General features: G+C 43.8%; 17 protein-coding genes. 5 read left to right on the forward strand and 12 right to left on the reverse strand.

The genetic code is table 11. The features are described 5' to 3' along the window. Nucleotides 1-150: 150 nt before the first annotated feature. A complete protein-coding gene (locus ACEW9J_RS21755; RefSeq protein ID WP_373547176.1) occupies nt 151-456 on the reverse strand; it encodes a hypothetical protein in 306 nt (101 codons plus the stop codon). A 190-nt stretch (nt 457-646) separates the two neighbouring features. Between ACEW9J_RS21755 and ACEW9J_RS21760 the strand changes: the two genes are divergently transcribed. Beyond that, entirely contained in the window at nt 647-2,239 is a 1,593-nt protein-coding gene (locus tag ACEW9J_RS21760; RefSeq protein ID WP_373547177.1) for a CHAT domain-containing protein, read from the forward strand. A 130-nt stretch (nt 2,240-2,369) separates the two neighbouring features. Then, nucleotides 2,370-2,693 (forward strand): hypothetical protein, encoded by a 324-nt coding sequence (locus ACEW9J_RS21765; protein WP_373547178.1) that lies wholly within the window; start codon nt 2,370-2,372, stop codon nt 2,691-2,693. An 88-nt stretch (nt 2,694-2,781) separates the two neighbouring features. Here ACEW9J_RS21765 and ACEW9J_RS21770 read toward each other — a convergent pair whose 3' ends face one another. Beyond that, the gene (locus ACEW9J_RS21770) at nt 2,782-4,743 is read right to left on the reverse strand and encodes an NACHT domain-containing NTPase (protein ID WP_373547179.1); all 1,962 of its coding nucleotides are present in this window, start codon (nt 4,741-4,743) and stop codon (nt 2,782-2,784) included. Nucleotides 4,744-4,772: 29 nt separating this feature from the next. Beyond that, nucleotides 4,773-5,684: a hypothetical protein gene (locus ACEW9J_RS21775; protein ID WP_373547180.1), complete on the reverse strand. Its 912-nt coding sequence runs from the start codon at nt 5,682-5,684 to the stop codon at nt 4,773-4,775. Between the two features lie 321 nt (nt 5,685-6,005). Between ACEW9J_RS21775 and rlmD the strand changes: the two genes are divergently transcribed. Then, nucleotides 6,006-7,598, forward strand: coding sequence for a 23S rRNA (uracil(1939)-C(5))-methyltransferase RlmD (rlmD, locus tag ACEW9J_RS21780; protein ID WP_373547181.1), 1,593 nt, complete (start codon nt 6,006-6,008; stop codon nt 7,596-7,598). Between the two features lie 120 nt (nt 7,599-7,718). On the opposite strand, the gene ACEW9J_RS21785 is transcribed toward rlmD, so the two are convergent. Together ACEW9J_RS21785 and ACEW9J_RS21790 are read right to left on the reverse strand one after the other, a co-directional pair. Next, entirely contained in the window at nt 7,719-7,892 is a 174-nt protein-coding gene (locus ACEW9J_RS21785; RefSeq protein ID WP_373547182.1) for a hypothetical protein, read from the reverse strand. Nucleotides 7,893-8,210: 318 nt separating this feature from the next. Further along, nucleotides 8,211-9,608 carry an aldehyde dehydrogenase gene (locus ACEW9J_RS21790; protein WP_373547183.1) on the reverse strand — a complete coding sequence of 466 codons (1,398 nt, stop codon included), beginning with the start codon at nt 9,606-9,608 and terminating at the stop codon, nt 8,211-8,213. Nucleotides 9,609-10,186: 578 nt separating this feature from the next. Between ACEW9J_RS21790 and ACEW9J_RS21795 the strand changes: the two genes are divergently transcribed. Continuing rightward, nucleotides 10,187-10,627: an ATP-binding protein gene (locus ACEW9J_RS21795; protein WP_373547184.1), complete on the forward strand. Its 441-nt coding sequence runs from the start codon at nt 10,187-10,189 to the stop codon at nt 10,625-10,627. Nucleotides 10,628-10,647: 20 nt separating this feature from the next. On the opposite strand, the gene ACEW9J_RS21800 is transcribed toward ACEW9J_RS21795, so the two are convergent. Further along, the gene (locus tag ACEW9J_RS21800; protein ID WP_373547185.1) at nt 10,648-11,214 is read right to left on the reverse strand and encodes a Uma2 family endonuclease; all 567 of its coding nucleotides are present in this window, start codon (nt 11,212-11,214) and stop codon (nt 10,648-10,650) included. 42 nt (nt 11,215-11,256) lie between these two features. Further along, nucleotides 11,257-11,970 carry a lysophospholipid acyltransferase family protein gene (locus ACEW9J_RS21805; RefSeq protein WP_373547186.1) on the reverse strand — a complete coding sequence of 238 codons (714 nt, stop codon included), beginning with the start codon at nt 11,968-11,970 and terminating at the stop codon, nt 11,257-11,259. A 226-nt stretch (nt 11,971-12,196) separates the two neighbouring features. Here ACEW9J_RS21805 and ilvD point away from each other — a divergent pair, with 226 nt between their 5' ends. Further along, complete coding sequence (gene ilvD, locus ACEW9J_RS21810; protein WP_373547187.1) at nt 12,197-13,882, forward strand: dihydroxy-acid dehydratase; 1,686 nt, start codon at nt 12,197-12,199, stop codon at nt 13,880-13,882. 132 nt (nt 13,883-14,014) lie between these two features. Here ilvD and ACEW9J_RS21815 read toward each other — a convergent pair whose 3' ends face one another. The 5 genes from ACEW9J_RS21815 to ACEW9J_RS21835 all read right to left on the reverse strand — a co-directional run bounded on the left by ACEW9J_RS21815 (nt 14,015) and on the right by ACEW9J_RS21835 (nt 19,984). Beyond that, nucleotides 14,015-15,013 carry a pentapeptide repeat-containing protein gene (locus ACEW9J_RS21815; RefSeq protein ID WP_373547188.1) on the reverse strand — a complete coding sequence of 333 codons (999 nt, stop codon included), beginning with the start codon at nt 15,011-15,013 and terminating at the stop codon, nt 14,015-14,017. A 131-nt stretch (nt 15,014-15,144) separates the two neighbouring features. Further along, nucleotides 15,145-17,571, reverse strand: coding sequence for a glycosyltransferase family 39 protein (locus ACEW9J_RS21820; protein WP_373547189.1), 2,427 nt, complete (start codon nt 17,569-17,571; stop codon nt 15,145-15,147). 120 nt (nt 17,572-17,691) lie between these two features. Beyond that, a complete protein-coding gene (locus tag ACEW9J_RS21825; protein WP_373547190.1) occupies nt 17,692-18,048 on the reverse strand; it encodes a DUF2079 domain-containing protein in 357 nt (118 codons plus the stop codon). Nucleotides 18,049-18,077: 29 nt separating this feature from the next. Further along, on the reverse strand, nt 18,078-18,851 hold the full coding sequence (locus ACEW9J_RS21830) for a DUF2079 domain-containing protein (RefSeq protein WP_373547191.1): 774 nt from the start codon (nt 18,849-18,851) through the stop codon (nt 18,078-18,080). After that, nucleotides 18,851-19,984 carry an acyltransferase family protein gene (locus tag ACEW9J_RS21835; protein ID WP_373547192.1) on the reverse strand — a complete coding sequence of 378 codons (1,134 nt, stop codon included), beginning with the start codon at nt 19,982-19,984 and terminating at the stop codon, nt 18,851-18,853. Before ACEW9J_RS21835 ends, ACEW9J_RS21830 begins: the two co-directional genes overlap by 1 nt. Nucleotides 19,985-20,286: the final 302 nt, after the last annotated feature.

The following is a 20,286-nucleotide window of genomic DNA, read 5'->3' on the forward strand; positions in this document are numbered from 1 at the left end:
GTTACTAATCATCTTCAATTCCCTCTCTGGTTCGGTTTTTGGCTTTCAAGTCGAATTATACTCCGCTTTTATGCCCTTTGAGGCTGCACTAGTACAACAGCTCACCTTAACAGGGGTAGCCTAAAGCCTAAAGCCTAATACCTAAATCCCTTACCAGTCATCGTTAACGATCGAATCTGGGAGTCGCAATTTGGGAAACCGATAAAAGGTGTCGCCGTCATCATCAACTTCTGGAATGCCGTTGAGTAGGCGCATCTGTTCGTCGAGAAAGATTTTGGCAGTCTGACTATTGACTTGAGAAATTGCCATCAACTGAATCAGGGAGATCTGACTATCCTGTTGCCGTAATAATTGGTAAAAAGCAGATTCTAGGCGTTTGCGTCGATTAGACTTATTAATAAATCCTACCGTTCCTGCCCCTAAGCCAAATAGGATTAGTAATTCAATTAAGCCCATAAGGTGAATAGCTGAAGATTGACCATACAGTGCCAGTATAGCGACTTTGGGGCACATCACAGCAGCTTGAGGATATATCTACTATTTATACTCGTGACAACAGTTGGTCGATCGCCGATAATGGCACTGGATACGATCTATAATTTCATTCCTCACACATTCTTATCCTCTATTTTTCTGCTCTCTATCTGTGGATGAACATCCTTCTCTAAATATTGCGATCGCCCGCTTGGGTAATACGCCAGATAGTTATGCTGTATGGGTGCTCAAAGCACCATATCCTGGCGGCTATGTCATTGAAAATTGTAATTGGACGATCGATCTGTCCCAAATTTGGCTATCTTGGCAAGGGCTGTTTAGTCCTGGGAGTAGACCCTATTGTCTGCCATGTCATCAAGATCTAAACATTCCCGACTTAGATTTAGCAGCGATTAGTCCGCCTGACGCTCCTGCGCCCCAAATCTATAGTGCTAACCTGATGCAGCATCTGGGATTGAAGTTGTGGCAATGGTTATTTTGTAGACAGGTGGGAAATGCCTTTGCTCAAAGTCAGGGCATCGCCATCGGGCAGGGTAAATCGCTCCGCTTCCGCCTAGAAATCCGCGATCCCGACTCAATCCCATTACCCTGGGAGATCCTTCAGTCACAGCCAGGGAAGCCCGCACTCTCGCTCGATCGACAGGTGTTATTTAGTCGTACCAATAGTGATGTCGATCCGCTACCGCCGCAACGACTGGATCGATCGATCGAAATCCTCTTAGTCTTGGGGCAGAATATCCCTGGAAGTCCCGCTCTCGATCTTCAACAGGAATCAGCAATGATTTCTCAAGCTCTGCGAAATACCATGCCCAGCGGGTTCAATCCCCCCAATCGGCTTAATCTGGCAGGTTGTAAAGTCCATACTCTAGTTCAACCCACTCCCGCCGAACTAATTACCGCGCTGGAGAGTCAGCAGTACAATGTATTTTTCTATGCTGGACATGGAATGCCCGCCCCAGATGGGGGATTGCTGATCCTCAACGATCTCGGTGGGATTAATGGTACAGAATTGGCGCAATTACTCGTGCGGTGTCGAGTCAAACTAGCCGTGTTTAATTCCTGTTGGGGCGCGCAACCTTATCAGCACCAGCAACAAGCAGTCCCTCGCAGTAGCCTCGCGGAAGTCTTGCTCCATTATGGCGTTCCGGCGGTACTTGCGATGCGAGATACGATCGCAGATCGAGAGGCTTTGAGCTTTATTGAGACGTTTACTCAGGCTTTAGCACAGCGACTGAGCATCGATGAAGCTGCCGCAATTGCCAGACAACAATTGCTAATTTCATACAAGTTTAATCAGCCTGCTTGGACTTTGCCAATTCTGTATATGCACCCAGAATTTAATGGCGAATTAATTCGACCACTTGCCGAAGCAGTGACCGAGATTCCGTTTGTCGTACAATCGATTCCAGCCGCATATATGCGATCGCTAAGTTTCCATACTCATCCTGATTTTCCGATCGATCGTGGTTTGATGCGAGTCGGTAGATCGAGCGATAACGATCTCGTAATTGTCGAGCCTTGGGTATCTCAACGCCATGCCGAAATTATCTATCGTTCTTCATCAATGACCGATCCTAGTAATGGGATTTACTATCTCCGAGATTCATCCCGCTTCGGCAGTTATGTTCTAGCTAGCGAGGATAAATGGCGAAAGGTTCACTCTCAAGAATTTCCGCTTCAGTCAGGAATGCAGATAAAATTTGGTAGTGAGGAAGGGCAGATTTTAGAGTTTAGGATTAAATAATTTGTTGTCTACAATCGTCGCGATCGATGATTTTTTCAAGATTTTATGTTAGAGAGCTATCGATACCGATAAAAAAGTTACTAGTTTCTGTTAAGATTAATTCAACACGCAATATTAAATCGAGGTATTTATGTCTGAGGAACGATTCAACCATCTAGAAACTCAAATCTCTGCATTGCAGCAGGATATGACTGCATTGCAGCAGGATATGACTGTGATGAAGCAGGATATGACGGCGATGAAGCAGAACATGGATTCATTGCGAGAAGATATGAGTTCTTTACGTCAAAGATTCGACAGTTTTGAGGGTACAATTCTAACCGCTATGCGTGAAGGTTTTAATTCACTCCGCAATTATTCTGACGATCTCAATTACGAAGTTGCTGATAATGCTAGAGCAACTCGGCTACTAAAACGGCGTGTTGCTCGTTTAGAGCGGAAAGAGGGAGACTAAAATAATTGATAATTGATAATTGATAATTGAATTATTAGAGTGTAGATTTAAAGCCCGAAGGCATAGCTTCTGTTCTTTTTTAAAGATATTATCCCCAGATGTCGATAAATTTGTGATAAGGCAACTGTTCGGCACAATACCAGAGTAGTTTATAACATTCCACTGAGGTAGCTCGTTGGTTTAGCTTCTCTTCTGAAGAAGCGTCCAATTCGAGATCGTCGAGCTTGTACTTTAAAGTTTTAATGACTAATGGTAATTGTGCTTCTAATATTACTTCCTTGAGATATTCACCAGTTCGCTTGTAGAAACTTGGTAGCTGGGGAGACGACATTAATTGTAATAAAGCATCAACCGCCATTGGATGTCCAGATTGAAATTTACCTAATTGATACGCATATCGGCGTTGAGATTCAGAGTTATTTATAGCTAATAGTTTTTGTTCTAGTTCGGAAATTGCCACACCGATATTTTGGTGATGAGCTGCTTTCTTTCGCTGGTTACGGGTGCTGCTAGGCAAGGATAGATCGCTAATAAGTTGCTGATGTGTCGCTGGATGTGTAGGAAAAATTTGCCGGAGATTGTCTAATGCAACGATTTTATTTGCACGATCTTGTCCCGATTCAATTATCTGAGCGAGAGTTTTAATTGTCAGATCGAATATTGAATTATTATCATCTATTTCTGGTAGTTGGATTGATAGTTTGCCGAGAGTAAATGCAGCTTTGCGAGTTAGAGTTTCTGTTTTTCCGGTTTGGATGATGTTGACAAGAGTATCGATCGCGATATTATTATAGTTAGGATCGATTCGACTCAGTGATTCACATATTTTGATCTGGAGATCGCCACTAGTAACTAACTCGATCGATTTGACTAATGCCTGAATAGCGATCGCATTGCCTGGATCGAATACTTTCCCCAAACTATGCGCTGCTTGCCAACAGAGGAAAGGATTTTCTACAGCTTGAACGAATGTTTCCAAGCCAGAGATTGCTGCTACTCGATCGGTTTTTCTGAGTGCGACTCTTGCCCCATCCTGAATCGGTAGTGGATAAAATTTCCAGTTATTTTGGGCGGGAATAAATTTAGCAAATCGCCATTGTAACAATCGATCGATAATTTCTTGACTATGAATAGATTCAGGGAATTCAGCAATCGCGGCTGCGGCAAGAAAATAAGCTCGATAGTAATAAAATTTACCGCGATCGCGATTGAAGTCGATTAATGTTTCTATAAATGCTTCTTTCTCACTTGTAGCAACATCTCTCCTCCCAAACCAGAATATAATTGTTTCATGCCAATAGGGATTAAAAATTGCTGGATTATTAGCGATATCGCCAGTAAAGAAGTAATGCCAATCGGCGATCGATCGAGCTGCAAAATATTCTTGAAAAGTCGAGTGATAAAAAGCATAAATCTTGGTGCCAGTAGTAGATACACCTACTTGATTTAGCCAGCTGAGTTGTAAGGCTAATTCCAGCAAGTCTGGCTCTAGTAGTTCGATTACAGTATGATGGTGCAGCCGAAACTGAGCTAAATTGAGCGCGATCGCTTGTAGAGCTAATTTTCCTAAAGCATGATTTAACTGTTGACGTTGCGACAAACTAGTTGGAAATCGATCCTGTTTCCATTCATAGATCGTATCTGTAAATTGTTGATATAGACTAGCTTTAGTAGTAGGTAGTTTACCTTGAGCAAAAAACCAATGACGACATAATAGAGCCAATCGGAGTGGACTTTTTATCGCGTCTCTGAGTCGTTGATACTGAGGTTGCGCGAGTTCGGTAGTCAGGCTCTCACCTAGACTCGAATCTCTAAACCAACCTTGAATAAATTGCTTGACTCGATCGGGCGATCCATTGTAGCCGTTACTCAAACTCAGATTGCGATAAGTAGTGAAATTTTCAAGCGCGTTTTTGCCATTATCCCAAACATTCGATCGACAAGTCAGGATAATATGTGCCTCACCTACCCATCCTCGCAATTGTCGCGCCAGATTTGCCAGCGCAATACTCGCATCGATACCCATTTCATCGACAGCATCCAAGAGCATCCATACTCTTCCCAGCTTAAATTGGGTTACTAAATCTGCAGTTTGGGATCGATGTTTATTTGCCGTATGACAATTTTGAGCCAGTCTTGCAGCAGATAATTTTCTAGAGTTTCACCCTGAATATCGGCAAGAGAAATCCAAATCGGGAGTAATTCTCGATCGAGTAATCCCGCCGCTAACCTTTGCAAATAAGTAGTTTTTCCCGAACCTGGTTCGCCAATAATAGCAACGCGATTGGGTTCTGAATTGGTAACTAGTTGCGCCAATAATCGATCCTCCGTCACGGCTAAGTCCACCCGATCGGCTGTATTCGTCCCGATTTCTTCCCCACCATCATCGATCCCCTCTTGTCCATCAAAAATAGTCATCCGCTGTCTTTTCACCAAGCCCAGCGGCACATAGACCTCATCTAGACTAAATTTGAGTCGGTCTTCACCCATCAAGGGATTGGTAGTGATCCGGTGATATTGTTGGGTAGCTAGACTCGATCGGATTAGCTCCAGCCAGTAGTCTGTTTGAATGGCTGTGAGATCTTGGGGTGATTTACGGAGATCCCATTCAGTAGCAAACCTGTGAAGATTGGCAACTCGATCGAATCTATCGTGCCATAAATTTAGCGTAAAGTGCCAAGTCTCCGATCCGCCTTTACTAGCGCGATTATCTTCCACAATTTCCAGGAAATCAGTCAAGCATTTAATCGATTCCTTGATCTGTTCGCCAGTCAGGTTCATCCCTACCAAATTAGTCAGATTTTCTAGGTATCGAACTTTCGTCCGAATTACGCACCGCTTGTCAGTTTGCCAATGAAGTTGAATATCTCGCTGTAGCTGCTCCAGTTGGCGTTCTTCTATATCTAATTCATCATTGGCATAGTCAACCAACACAGTAAAGAACTGGATGGCTCGTTGTTTGACGGCATTACCATAGTTAGAACGAGGCATATTTAACAGTTGACAGAGGAAATTTTGGATTTTGGATTTTGGATTTTGGATTTTGGATTTTGGATTTTGGATTAAAGTCAAATTGTTCGCGGGCGGTTAGAGACTCAACACCAAAATTTCAAACTTGCACACCTTATCATCAGCCTAACATTCAACCTACCCCCTTCCCACTATTCACACTTCGGCTTCGCTCAGTGCAAGCCATTCACCATTCACCATTCACCTATTACCCTAGCTCCCTAATCCAACCCAGATAAAACGGTGGCTCCTCTTCCCAAATAGCTGTTATGATAGTAGATTGCTCCCCTGCCAAAACCAACCATGTTTCCTGATAATTCGGCTCCTGATGTTTCTAGCGAACAGCCTGTCCAACACCAGTCATTGAAACAAGGGGATGTAGTAGAAGTTGAGATTACCGATGTCAGCGAGAGTGGCGAAGGCGTTGGGCGAGTTGGTAATCAAGTAGTATTTGTGCCAGATACAGTTACAGGCGATCGAGTCAGTGTCAGACTTACGAATGTCAAACGTCAATACGCCTACGCCAAATTATTAGAAGTCGTCACTGCTTCGGCTCATCGCGTGCGCCCTAGTTGTATCGTGGCTGATAAATGTGGGGGTTGTCAATTGCAACATATTGACTATGACTACCAGCTCATAGCCAAGGAAAATCAAGTAATTCAAGCTCTCAAACGGATCGGTGGCTTTGCCGAACCTCCCGTCGCACCGATTGTCGGCGCACAAGGCAATTTCGCTTATCGGAATAAAGTTACCTACCCTCTGGGTGTGAGCGATTCAGGCACTGTCAAAGCTGGCTACTATCGTAAAGGTACCCATCAAATCGTCAATCTCAATCAATGTCCGGTACAAGATGAGCGGTTGAACCCCCTCCTGGCGGAAATCAAACAGGATATCCAAGATCGGGGTTGGCAGATTTATCAGCCAGAGAGTAAAGGAGCCAGAGAGCCAGGTTCGCGGCGCACTGGAGTGCAAATCATCGTCAGCCAATATGAAGATGCGGGTTCGACAGATCGAGGTAGTTCTAAACCCAAGCTCCGCAATCGTCCGATGGTTACTCAAGTAACCGACATCCCCGACACTCGCCCTAAATTTCGGCATCTACTGCTCCGAATCGGTCGTCGGACTGGAGAAATCCTGCTCACATTAGTAGTTACAGATCTTAATATCCCAGACATTGAGGGACAAGCACAACGCTGGATGCAGCGTTATCCCAACCTCGTCGGAGTCTGTCTCAATCTCAACGATCGACCCAACAATACCATCTTCGGTTCGGAAACTCGTTGTATCGCCGGGCGAGAGTTTATTTGTGAGACTTTTGGCAATCTGCAATTTCAACTCAAAGCGGATACATTTTTTCAGATCTACACCGAGCAAGCTGAAGCTGTACTCAATCTAATTATCGATCGAGCCGGATTCAAAGGGACAGAAACCCTCATCGATGCCTATTGTGGGATTGGTACTTTTAGCTTACCTTTATCCAAACGGGTGAAACGAGTAGTCGGGATCGAAGTACATGGTGCATCGGTGATTCAGGCTCGATCGAATGCTCGGCTCAATGGCATCAATAATGTTGAATTTCGGACTGGTGAAGTTGAAGAATTATTGCCGGAGCTAGATATTCAAGCAGATGTCGTACTGCTAGATCCACCGCGCACAGGTTGCGATCGAGCTGTACTCGATGCCCTGACTGAGATGCAGCCCGCTCAAATCATCTACATCAGTTGCAAACCCGCCACTCTCGCCAGAGACTTACAAATCCTGTGCGAGCAAGGTAACTATCAGCTCACCCACGTTCAACCTGCTGATTTCTTCCCCCAAACCGCTCACGTTGAATGTGTCGCCTTTCTCACCAGAGGTGAAGCTCCAGCTACCAGTGATGAGTCCACCGCGATCTAGGGCAACAAATATGCCAATCGCGCCGCAATCGGCGACATTTAGGGTAGGGGCAATTCATGAATTGCCCCTACCCTAAAGCCTAAAGCCTAAAATCTAAAGCCTACCCCTGTTAAGGTGAGCTTATTTACTATCATAACTAGGGCTTGCTGAAGATCTCAGCAAGCCAATCACTGCAAGGGTTTTGAGCCTTTTTTCAGAAATTAAGTACAAGGTTTTGACGTTGAAAGGCTCAGAACCCTTGCACTCGATCGCTTGAATCTGGCGATCGAGTGAGAATATTTGCAACAAAACCATTTTTTAGCAAGGAGTTCAGGCTTTAGAACAGCATCAGGGACTAATTCAGCAGGGACTAATTCAGCAAGCCCTAACTAGCTATCCAAAGCCTAAGCACTAATGCGAAGCGCGCTACGCGCCTCACCAGTCGAACCTTACGCAGAGGAGTTTGAGGAGCGGCGTCCCGCTCCTCAACGGGGGGTCTGGGGGTCGCACCCCCCAGATCCGGGTTCTGCCCTCACCAGCAAAACTCGCAACCCACAAGTATCGATCTTTGACCACCCTGCTTAGTACAAATAGTCACCTTAGCAGGGGGTAGCCTAAAGCCTAAAGCAAGTCTTATGACTTTTGACCCGTCACAAGTCCCTTAATTTGTTTGAGCTTTTGAGCAGTATAAGGAGCATAACGCCAACCCAAATCTAGCCAAAATTCACGCCGGAGAACACTTTTAGCGTGAGAAAAAGTATCGAAACTTGCTTTGCCGTGATAAGAACCAATGCCACTTTCCCCTACACCGCCAAAGGGTAAAGTATTAACACCAACCTGCATAACTGTATCGTTGATACAGACACCGCCGGATGAAGTCGCCTGCAAGATCCGGTCTTGTTTTTGGCGATCTTGACTAAAAAAGTACAGGGCTAGTGGTTTGGGGCGAGCATTGACTTGAGCGATCGCATCTTCTAACTCGTCATAGGTCAGAATTGGCAAAATTGGCCCAAATATCTCCTCCTGCATCACTGGATCGTCCCAAGTGACTCCATCGATCAGAGTGGGAGCCAAATAGCGATCGGTGGGATTATAGTCACCACCGATGACAATCTCCCCGCGATCCAAAAAGGTAATCAGCCGCTCGAAATGGCGGCGATGGATAATCCGGCCATAGTCGGGACTTACGGCTGGATTTTCACCATAGAATTCTTTGATGTAGTATTTGATGCGATCGACCAGATCGGGCTTGATTTGACGCTGAACCAGCAGGTAATCCGGTGCAATGCAGGTTTGTCCAGTATTGATAAACTTGCCCCAGGCAATGCGTTTAGCAGCCCGATCGAGGTGAATATCGCACTCGACGATACAGGGACTTTTGCCACCCAACTCTAAGGTTACAGGCGTGAGATGTTGTGCCGCCGCCGTCATTACAATCCGCCCGATCTCCGTCCCACCCGTAAAGAAAATATGGTCGAATTTTTCAGCCAAGAGTTGTTGGCTGATATTGGCATCACCTTCGGCAACAGCAATATAGTCAGGAGCGAAGGTGTCGGAAATTAGTTCCGCCACCACCCGCGATGTCTGGGGAGCATGTTCGGAAGGTTTGAGGATGGCACAGTTTCCCGCCGCCATCGCCCCTACCAAGGGTGACATCATCAACTGAAAGGGATAGTTCCACGGGCCAATAATCAGCACCACACCGAGGGGATCGGGCTGAATCCAAGCCGAAGCTGGAAACTGATCGATCGGACTTTTGACCCGTTGTGGCTTGACCCAGTTTTTGAGCTGCTTGAGGGCAAGATTAATTTCGCCCAGAGTGGCAATCTCAAAGTAGGCTTCAAAAGCTGGACGACCGAGATCGGCTTTGGCTGCCTGGATAATTGCCTCTTGGCGATCGATGATGGCTTGTTTGAGCTTGGCAAGCTGTTCTAGCCGAAAAGCGATCGATTGAGTTTGTTCTGTCCGAAAAAACGCTCGTTGTTGCCGGATGAGGTTGGGAATGGACAAGGCGGTGAGTTGCTGGGTCATGATTAGCGATTTAGAATCTTCTAGACAATTAGATTTTAGCGAATCATACTTAGCCTGCAATCTGTCGAGTATTTGCTTTACTCTCAACAGATACTTTCGACCGTAACACAAGTCGGGGTAAAACACATAACCTGCATTCCGCTAGTTGAAGCCCACATTCCGCTGTTTCGACCACCCTTGGGTATCTTGCTGATGTAGTAACTAAATGTTACTGACCTATTCAAAGCTCGGCACAAAATTAAACAACATCCGCGTCTTCACTCTCCATGTGATGGCACATTTTTAGCCGTAAGCAAGTAATATTAATATCTATATTTCCCTACGCATCAGCCAATAGTAGTAGATTTACGGATAAACACTACCATCGATCGCCTAGACTAACAACCGTTTTCTAATTACAATGGTACATGTGAGCGTTATTATCTCTCTATCAAAAGGAGTACTTACTCCAGATTGATTGGTAGTTACCGACTCACTTTGGCATAGCTTCTCCATCGGAGAATCCAGAGCCGAGCTGTTCTCGAACAGTTTGTGATTGTAATCCAGCAAAAGTGCCCCAAGGGGATTGAAAGGTTGCTATGGTATTAAGTCCTGTGAAGTCTGAGTGGGATAAAGTTAGCTTTTCCTCAACACTGTTTTTATGTCCGATCGTCGATCGCCTCTTGTCGATCGTTCCTGGCAAATGGCACGCAGAAATTAGACTAGGACTCCAGGAAGCGTTAGTGAACGCCGCCAAACACGGAAATAATCTCGATCCTCATAAGCAAGTTAATGTCCGGTTTTGGTTTGAAGAAGGTTCCTGCTGGTGGATCATCTCTGACGAAGGGAGTGGATTTCAGCCTCCAGAACGCAACCGTCAAGAGTTATCAGGACTACCCCATGTAGAATCAGAGTCAGGACGTGGGATGTTTCTATTGAATCAAATATTCGATCGAGTCGTCTGGAATCGTCAAGGTACTGAAATTAGCCTTTGCAAGCAATTGTCTGCTCAGATCGATCGCGAACCACTATTACTTTAGTCACGAATTTTGGTTGAGACTTAGAATTCTACATCTTCATAGATAGTCGCAAAATCGACCTCCAGATTTACACTTTGAATCTGGACAAGAGGATTTTGGATACTGTAGGGTTGTAGCACCCATAAACCATTATCATTTCGTCTAAAACAGTCAACCTTCTGGCGATTAGTGCTAATTAAAATATATTCCTGCAAACTATGAAACTGCTGATAGTCAGAAAACTTATCACCTCTGTCAAAGGCTTCGGTCGAATTAGATAAAACTTCGACAATTAAACAGGGATACTGCTTATAATTGCTGGTAGATTTATCTCGATCGTCGTATGTTACCATCACATCTGGGTAAAAAAAGCGATTAGCAGTTTCAATTTTAGCTTTCATATCGGACATATAGACTCGACAGCCAGAGCCGCGCAAATGTTCGCGCAAACAGCTGGCTAGATTGAGAGAAATTGTTACGTGTCGATCGCTAGCCCCAGCCATTGCATAGACTTCACCACCGATATACTCACGCTTGAGATCGCTTTGTTCTTCGAGGTGAAGGTATTCAGAGTGGCTCAGATAGTTAAACTGTGGTGATGCAATCATCGAGATCTAAAGATATATTTAGCTATTTTAAGTTGATTCTTGTCAGGATCGCTGCATCAAATCTTCAAGAGCGTGAGTCAGATCTTGATGGAGTTTTTTCGCCCCAGTTTTACGAGAAAATTGTTGATAGTCATTTACCTGTAGTGGTTTGCCAAGTTCGACAGTAACGCGATCTCGAAATTTGGGATAGGGATGCTCATAGTCGAGATTAATCGGCAGAATCTTGAGATCTAGATCTGGCTTTAACGATACCGCTTGCATTGCAATCCGAGTCAACCCTTCCTTGACTGGATGCAACACACGATCGCGCATGAGATTACCTTCAGGGAAAATTGTGAGCATTTCGCCTTGATGGAGCAAATCAATACTATGACGAATAACGGCTAGACTGGGCTTGGTGGTATCGATCTCAAAACACCCCAATCTTCGCAAGAACCAGCCTTGAATTCCTTTCATTTCATCTACACTTACCATAATTCTTGAACTTCTACCCGTGACATACGGCCCAATGGCATAGGCAATCAGCAGTGCATCCCATCTCGTTCGATGAGTGGGGGCGAGAATTACAGCACCTGTATAGGGAGTATATTCTTTGCCTCGGATTTCAATCTCGCGAAAGAAGCCAGGAAGAACGATATATCGACCGAGGGGATGAATAATTTTGGTCAACCACTGCGAAACTCGCGATTGAACGAGTTGACTGGAGTGGAGCGGAGAATTGTCAGATTTAGGATTGGTGAGTTCGGAGCCAGTCATAGCAGTTAAAGGATGCGATCGATTCAGATATCCCTACTCTACCCAAATGGGAGAGCTTTCTAGAAAATCTACATGACAGTTATTTAAGTGCCACAAATTAACAACTTAATTTGCCCTTGTGGATTCAAATACCCCGTAGAATAGATAGACACTAACAGAAGCCGTCAAAAGAGAATAGCGCGAACAAGTGCAGCAGTTTCTGGGAAAATCGAGTTTAAAAAAAATTATGTCAGATAACAAACGCAGTCAAGCTATTACTCAGGGCGTGCAACGCTCTCCCAATCGGGCGATGCTTCGCGCCGTTGGCTTTGGGGATGATGATTTTACCAAACCGATCGTCGGATTGGCGAATGGCTACAGCACGATCACTCCCTGCAATATGGGAATGAATAAACTCGCGGTTCGGGCGGAGGCTGCGCTCAGAGCTGCGGGATCGATGCCACAGATATTTGGGACGATCACGATCAGCGATGGGATTTCGATGGGTACTGAGGGGATGAAATACTCCCTCGTATCGCGGGAAGTAATCGCTGACTCGATCGAAACTGTCTGTAACGGACAGAGTATGGATGCGGTACTGGCGATCGGTGGATGTGACAAAAATATGCCAGGGGCGATGATTGCGATCGCGCGGCTGAATATTCCGGCTGTTTTTGTCTATGGCGGTACGATCAAGCCTGGACATCACAATGGTAAAGATTTAACTATCGTCAGCTCCTTTGAAGCCGTCGGACAATTTAGTGCAGGCAAAATCGATGCCGCCGAATTGTTGGCGATCGAGCAGAAAGCTTGCCCTGGTGCTGGTTCTTGCGGTGGGATGTTTACCGCCAACACCATGTCATCCGCGATCGAAGCAATGGGAATGAGCATCCCCTATTCCTCGACGATGGCGGCTGAAGACGAGGAAAAAGCCGTCAGTGCTGAAAAATCTGCCTACGTGCTAGTCGAAGCCGTGAGAAAGCAGATCCTACCCAAACAAATATTGACCAGGAAAGCCTTTGAAAATGCGATCGCGGTAATTATGGCAGTCGGTGGGTCTACTAATGCCGTACTGCATCTGCTAGCCATCTCCAGAACGATCGGTGTTGCCTTATCGATCGATGATTTTGAAGTGATTCGCGGCAAAGTCCCCGTAATTTGCGATCTCAAACCCTCTGGTAAATATGTGGCTACCGACTTACATCAAGCGGGTGGCATTCCCCAAGTGATGAAAATCCTCCTAGAGCATGGTTTACTCCACGGCGACGCGCTCACCATCAGCGGACAAACGATCTCCGAAGTCCTCGCAGATATCCCCAGCACCCCTCGCACTGACCAGGATGTCATCCGCCAGTGGGACAATCCCATGTATGCTCAAGGTCATCTAGCCATCCTCAAAGGCAACCTCGCCAGTGAAGGTGCAGTTGCGAAAATTACTGGAGTCAAAACACCCGTAATTACTGGCCCCGCGCGAGTATTTGAATCCGAGGAAGACTGTCTAGATGCGATCCTCGCAGGTAAAATCAAAGCTGGAGATGTTATCGTCATCCGCTATGAAGGCCCCAAAGGCGGCCCAGGGATGCGGGAGATGCTGGCACCCACATCAGCCATTATTGGTGCTGGATTGGGCGATAGCGTCGCCTTGATCACCGATGGCCGCTTTTCTGGTGGTACCTACGGCATGGTAGTCGGACACGTTGCTCCTGAAGCCTATGTCTGTGGCACGATCGCGCTAGTTCATGAAGGCGATAGTATCACGATCGATGCCCCTCAACGGTTATTACAGTTAAATGTCTCTGAAGCAGAATTAGCCGCTCGTCGCGCCAACTGGCAAGCCCCCGCACCACGTTATCAAACAGGGATTCTGGGCAAATACGCCAAGTTGGTTTCTTCGAGTAGTTTAGGTGCATTAACAGATCTAGATCTGTTTTAATCATGTTAATGTTTTGTTCCCAGAGGGATACGCCAACGGGATAATCCGAGCCTAGATATAGTCTCGGATCGTTTCACTTACGCGAGATCCCCGACTTCTCGAAGAAGTCGGGGATCTGTTCATGTGGCGACACTACACGTTGGCGTACATTCTACCATCTGGCATCTTGGCACCAGTTAGAATCGTACCGATGGTACTGGCACTGCTCATTTCTGAACGCATCAGATTGGCATTTGTTAGATTAGCGTCTTCTAGATCGGTTTTGGCTAGATGTGCCTCAATCAATTCTACGCCTACCATCGTTGCATAACACAAAATCGTCCGCGTCAGATCTGCATAGTGCATTCGAGCATCAGTGAGATCTGCATAACTCAAATTACTATTTGCTAACTTAATCTTTGACATAATTGCACGGCTGAGATTTGCTCCAGTCATTTCGCAGGCTGTCAGGATTGCGCGTTCGAGTTTGGCAAGCGAGAGATCTGCGTGAGGTAAATGTGCTTCGTGCAAATTGGCTTCAGTCAGGATGGCATTATTCAATTTTGCCCCTGTCAAATTTGCACCAGTGAGATTTACACCTTTGAGATTTGCTTCAGTGAGGTTGGCATAACTGAGATCGACTTTCGATAAATTTGCCCCCGCCATATTGGCATTGCGGAGATCGGCGCGGCAGAGCTTTGCACTACGGAGATTGGAATTATAGCTACGTTTTTCTTCGCGAAAATTGGCAGCCCGCAGACAAGCACCACTGAGGTTAGCCCCACTGAGATTGACATTTCGCAAGTCAGCATCCATCAGATTGGCATCGATGAGATTTACCCATGTCATATCTGCACCGCGAAAATCGGCAAATTGAAGATTAGCTCCATGTAAATCTGCATCTCGAAGATTGGCACCTTGAAGATCGGCTCTGATGAGTGTCGCCCCACTGAGCTTGCAACTAGAAAGGTTAGTTTTGAGTAACTGAGCGCGATTGAGGTAGGCAAAAGTGAGATTGCTCTTACGTAAATCGGCTTGGTTGAGGACAATATCGATTAAGTCTTGTGAGACTAAACTAAATCCACTCACATCGACTGCGGTAAAATCCCGTTCGCCACCACGATATCGCCACAATAGTTCATCCGCATCCATAAGTTGGCTAGTATCTGTGATTGATGTCTTGTCTAGTGTTCCCCAGATAGTGACGACTGTTACTGTGATTGTGGAGATTATCGAGCTTTGGGAATATTGAAATCTAGATTTACTGTCAACTGCGATCGCGGCTATACCTGCCATCTTTGCCAAGCTTGGAATAAATCGAAGCGGAATAAAGCTGAGACTATTTTGAGGGTGGCTAATTCTTGGGGTGGTGATGGCAATTTATCTGCCATTTGAAAAGCTGTTTCGGCTGCTTGGGGCTGCCAGTGATACAATCTCACTACCCCCAGGTACATCCAGGCATATGGATTTTGGGAATCTTGTCGCACGATCGTGGTTAAGTTAGCTAGTAATGGCTCAATTTGCCGCTGTAATACTTGCGTGAGGGCGAGGGTATATTTTAGCTCTAACTGAGATTCACCCCGTTTAATTCGATATTTTAGGGCTTGTTGTGCTCGATTTAAATAGTCTTGAGTGGGATCGTATTGGTTTAAGGTATTAAGCTCACCAAACACTGCGTCTATTTTACCTTGAGCAAATAACTTACTTAACTGTTGCAGTTTAGCAATTGCGTCTGGCTCGAATATATCCTTTATTGTCGATCGAACCTCAATTTCAGGTACTATTAGCGGAAATGCTGCTCCAGTTTTTCGATCGAGGTAGGTGGCTGTAAGCTGATAGTCGCCTAGTGGTGACTTTTCTGGGGGTAGCATGGCTGAATTTTCAGTTACCCGAAAACTATGCTTGCTGGTGTGCTGTAAATATAAATTTCCCAATCCGATCGCTCGATCGTGATTCCAAGTGCGATCTTTACTTTTCCATGTCAGTAATAGTAACCCATTCTGGAGTGAATCTCGATCGCCACTGAGTTGATAAGTAGTATTAACTGCTAGATCTGAAGATGGGGAAATAATAACTTTTTCTAGTCGAATCTGAAGATCTTCGGGGATTGGTTCGACTAAAATCGGTGGCTCTTTGCGTTTATACAACTTGACAATACTAGTATCGGGCATTTGCCATGTTCGATCGAGATTTAATTGAGGATTCTGTTCGATGACAGCTAATAACTTTCGATCGATATAGCCAATATCTCCCGTTTTTGTAATGTACCAGTTTACAGCTTTAAGATCTTTCTCAATTAACTGAGGATCTGTTTTGGCACTATTGACAAAATATCTAGCATAAACCTGAAAGTTTGCTAAAGCACCATATAAATTTAGATTTTCGGCATTAAGATCGTGACTGGACGCTAGTATACCAATCGTCGATTTGAGATATGGCCGATCGTTAATTATTTCTTGAATAATTTGCTGGTGTGGAAATGTTGACTTGACATCCACTCTATGAATCAGTCCATAACCAATATATGGTACTTTTAGTAAATTATCCGCCCCAGGAATACCAAATAGATTAATTAAGACGATCGAGCCAGTTATTCCCACTGTAGCCCATCTTAATCTGCTTGCCCAAGTAGTTTGAAATAAATTAAAACTAACTGATATAAATATTCCTAATACTGGAAAGATTGGTAAAATAAATCGAGAATCTTTATTAGTAGCTAGGCTACACAAAAAGTAGCCGCCGAGACAATATATCAGTAACCATAAAGACGATCTATCTTTAAGTGGATTACCGATCTGATTTTTTCTTAATATCCACAGCAGTATTATTCCAATTGTAGTAACTAATATCGGTAAAGAAATTAGTTGCGTTAAAATTTTGATATAATAAAGCCAACCTGCTAAAGTATCACCACCAGGATCGCCCTCAGCTTTACCCATCGCATTGGCTCCAAGTGCTGAAGTAATAATTGTCACCCAATTCTGACTAAACCAACTACCAAAGATCGACCAAGAAATAATTATTGCTACTCCAAACTGCATTAGTCCCAGCCAGTTACGATTTTTTAGGAAAGAGCATAACAAAAAAATAATGGGAAAGAGTAAAAATAAAAATCCCGTTGGTTTGCTTAACATTAGACAACCAAAAGTAACTCCAAAAATTAAGCTCCATTGCCAACTCTTTGAGCGCGTATTTGCATCTTTCCACAGCGTTAGTGTCAAAAATGTCAGGCAAGACATGGTAACAATACCATAATCTAGCATATACATAGTTTGGACATTTAGTAAAGATGGAAACATCAAACATACACCCGATGCCCATAGGCTTACTTGAGTACTAAACGCACTCTTGCTGAGGTAGTAAATTGTAAAGACAAGAGTGATTATAAACAGGATATTAACTAAGATACCTGAATTAACAGCTTTACCAAAAACATTTAGAAATGGAACTGTTAGAATATAGATAAATGGTGCTGTATAAGATGGTGATTGTGCCCAAAGTTCGTGCCACCAGTCTGGTGAAAAGAGTTGAATCTGACTGATGACTCTTTGGTAATTTAGCGCATTATTCAAGTGAGAGGCATCATCCCAAGTGGGGACAGATCGATCGAGCATCAACCAAATAATCTGGATGCTACTCGCGATCGATATAATTACTATTAGGATTAATTGCGGTAAGATTGGCTTAATTCTTGGGATCTGGTGGCTCATATATCAACTTGTATCATGTATGGTAGGCACTGCCCACTAGCTAGGGTTTAGATAATCTCTATCTAATCAATATTTGTACCTAGCTACTTGTATGTTGCGATCGATCGCTTGCTATGAAGACTATTTTTTAGTAAATAGATAAACTTCATTTTGCTGATATTCAAGATTAAATAATCCTGAATTCTCAGCCTGTACTTTTAATTTATTTATCAAATCTACATTACTATTCCAACCTGGATGTCTGCGATCTAATAAGATGTACTTATAATCTTCGATCTTAATTACTTCTGGACTATTAAAAGCTAGCTTGACGATCGGGCGATGAGTCAAATGAGGAGCTACTTCTCCCGCGGTGAGGAGTGCCCCAGTGTCACGGATCTTACTAATTGCGATTGTAGTAGCTTGGTGTGTATCTAAAGATGATAGATAAGTAGACCAAAAATATCCAATCTTACCAAGCAGAATAAACGAAATCATCGACCAAATTAGGATATTTTTTCTTGTCTTTAACCAATGTCGATCGCTAGATTGGGCTTGGTTAGGAGATTTTGAGCTATTTCGAGTACAGAACTACCTAGATAATTGTATCTAGATACTGCTGCTACCTCAGACCCACTGAATGTGGGAATAATAAACTGGGTAGAAATAATAAACCATCCTAATCCAGCAGCTAAAGCGATCGTGCCATACATTTTTTTAGGCTCAGATCCAATCAACCACAATCCCATCGACATCACCGTTAATGATAATACTGCTTTACAACTTAAAATTATTGCAGTTGCAACACAAAACCAAATAAGTTTATGATTTCTAGCTGCTAGAACGGCAATAAAAAATCCTGGTACAGCTATAACCTCTGGATGAAAATCATATAAACTCTTGTTTAAGATCAGTGGATAAAGTAAATAAGCAAATACGATCGTAGTTGCTTGACTGCGATTTAGTCTCGATTGTAAGGCGAGATGATAAAGCGGAAAACCACCGCTAGTCAAAGCAACTGCTTGGATCGCGAATAACCAGTGGACATCAGGATAAATTCGATAAAGTAATGATAATGGGTAAAAAATTATTGCTGCATGGTCGCCTAAGATATGAAATCCAAGTACAGAGACAATTGGATTTTGGCTAGTGCTAATTAAATAAACTGCTTGGTCAAAAATTCCTAAATCGAAAGCATGTGAATGATATAGCCAGTGACGTAAACTACTGCAAAAGAACAAAAATAGTGTAGCAATACTAACACTAGTAGTGACGGGATGTACTCTAATTAAATTATTCACTAAATTTTTAAAAACCAACGTTGGCGATACATCAAATACGATACACTCATCCAGACTAAGACAGTCGCGATCGCAAAGATCGTACCACTATTGAGAGTACCTGCCCATCCAAATAACAAGTTATTTAACCACTCATAGATAGATTTATCTTTAGAAACCTCATTCACCATTAATAACTTAATTAAGACGATCGAAGCTACATAGATAAAAATCGCATTCAATCCCATGATTTCAAATGGTTTTAACCACTGGCGATACTTGCGAACGTCTACTATTTCATAACAAGCAGCCAAGGAAATCAAACCCCATCCAGTTGTAAATAGCACAAAGGAACTCGTCCATAGTTTCTTATTAATTGGGAAAAAGCTATTCCAAACTAATCCAATCACAATCGCTACTAATCCAAACATTAACAGATCGAGACTAGTCCGAGACGTTACAGGCTGACGCTTCAACCACGTAACAGTCAAGTAACCAAACAAAATATTAACTATTGCTGGCAAGGTGCCAAATAAGCCCTCTGGATCGCTCATCGAACCAGAACCTTTGTGCAAATGTGCTGGAGTAATAATTAGTCGATCGATATAAGCTCCAAAGTTGCCTAGTTTTGTGAATACGCCATCAGCATTATCTAATGCCGGGATAAAAGTTAGAATTAACCAATATCCAACTAAAATCCCGACAGCTAAAATCCAGAGCCATCTGTGGGAAAGGGTTAAGATCGCGATCGAAGCTAACAAAAAGGCGATCCCGATCCGTTGCAATACTCCCATAATTCGCAAGTGTTCGAGATTAGCAAATAACTTGGGATCGGTAAAATTATAATTCCAGAATAGATTATTTAAAATCAAACCCAATCCAAACAAGATCAGGCTACGTCGAATAATTTGCCAGTAGACATTTCTAGTTATCGGTGCAGATCCACTCGTATATTTAGCCAGCGAAAAAGCCATCGATCCGCCGATGATATAAAGAAAAAATGGAAAAACTAGATCGGCGATCGTGTAACTATGCCAATCAGCATGATCGAGCCAAAGGTATTTTTTACCTCGATCGGGAAGACTAGCCATATTGACCAAAATCATCGTCGCCATTGTTATTCCCCGAAAGACATCCAATGAAGTCAAACGCATTGTTGATTTGCTCATAATTAGCGGCAAAGGGATAAATTCAATAAAAATTAATCGACTGAATCACTACCGATCGAGTAAAGGGTAGAGAGTAGAGGGTGGAGGGCACACACAAGTCTATTAGACTTCGTTCTGAGCGGTGCATCCCCAACCCCCTTACAAAAGGCAGGGTGGTTTCATACACCGGAAGAAAAATGAGGATAGACTAAGTTACCTCACAAAGGAAATTAGTCTAAATGCTCCTCACAGAACAATTAAAGCAAATACCAGACCATCGGAAAGCAAAAGGCAAGAAATATTCATTA

The organism is Chamaesiphon sp. (assembly GCF_041737865.1).
GTDB lineage: Bacteria > Cyanobacteriota > Cyanobacteriia > Cyanobacteriales > Chamaesiphonaceae > Chamaesiphon.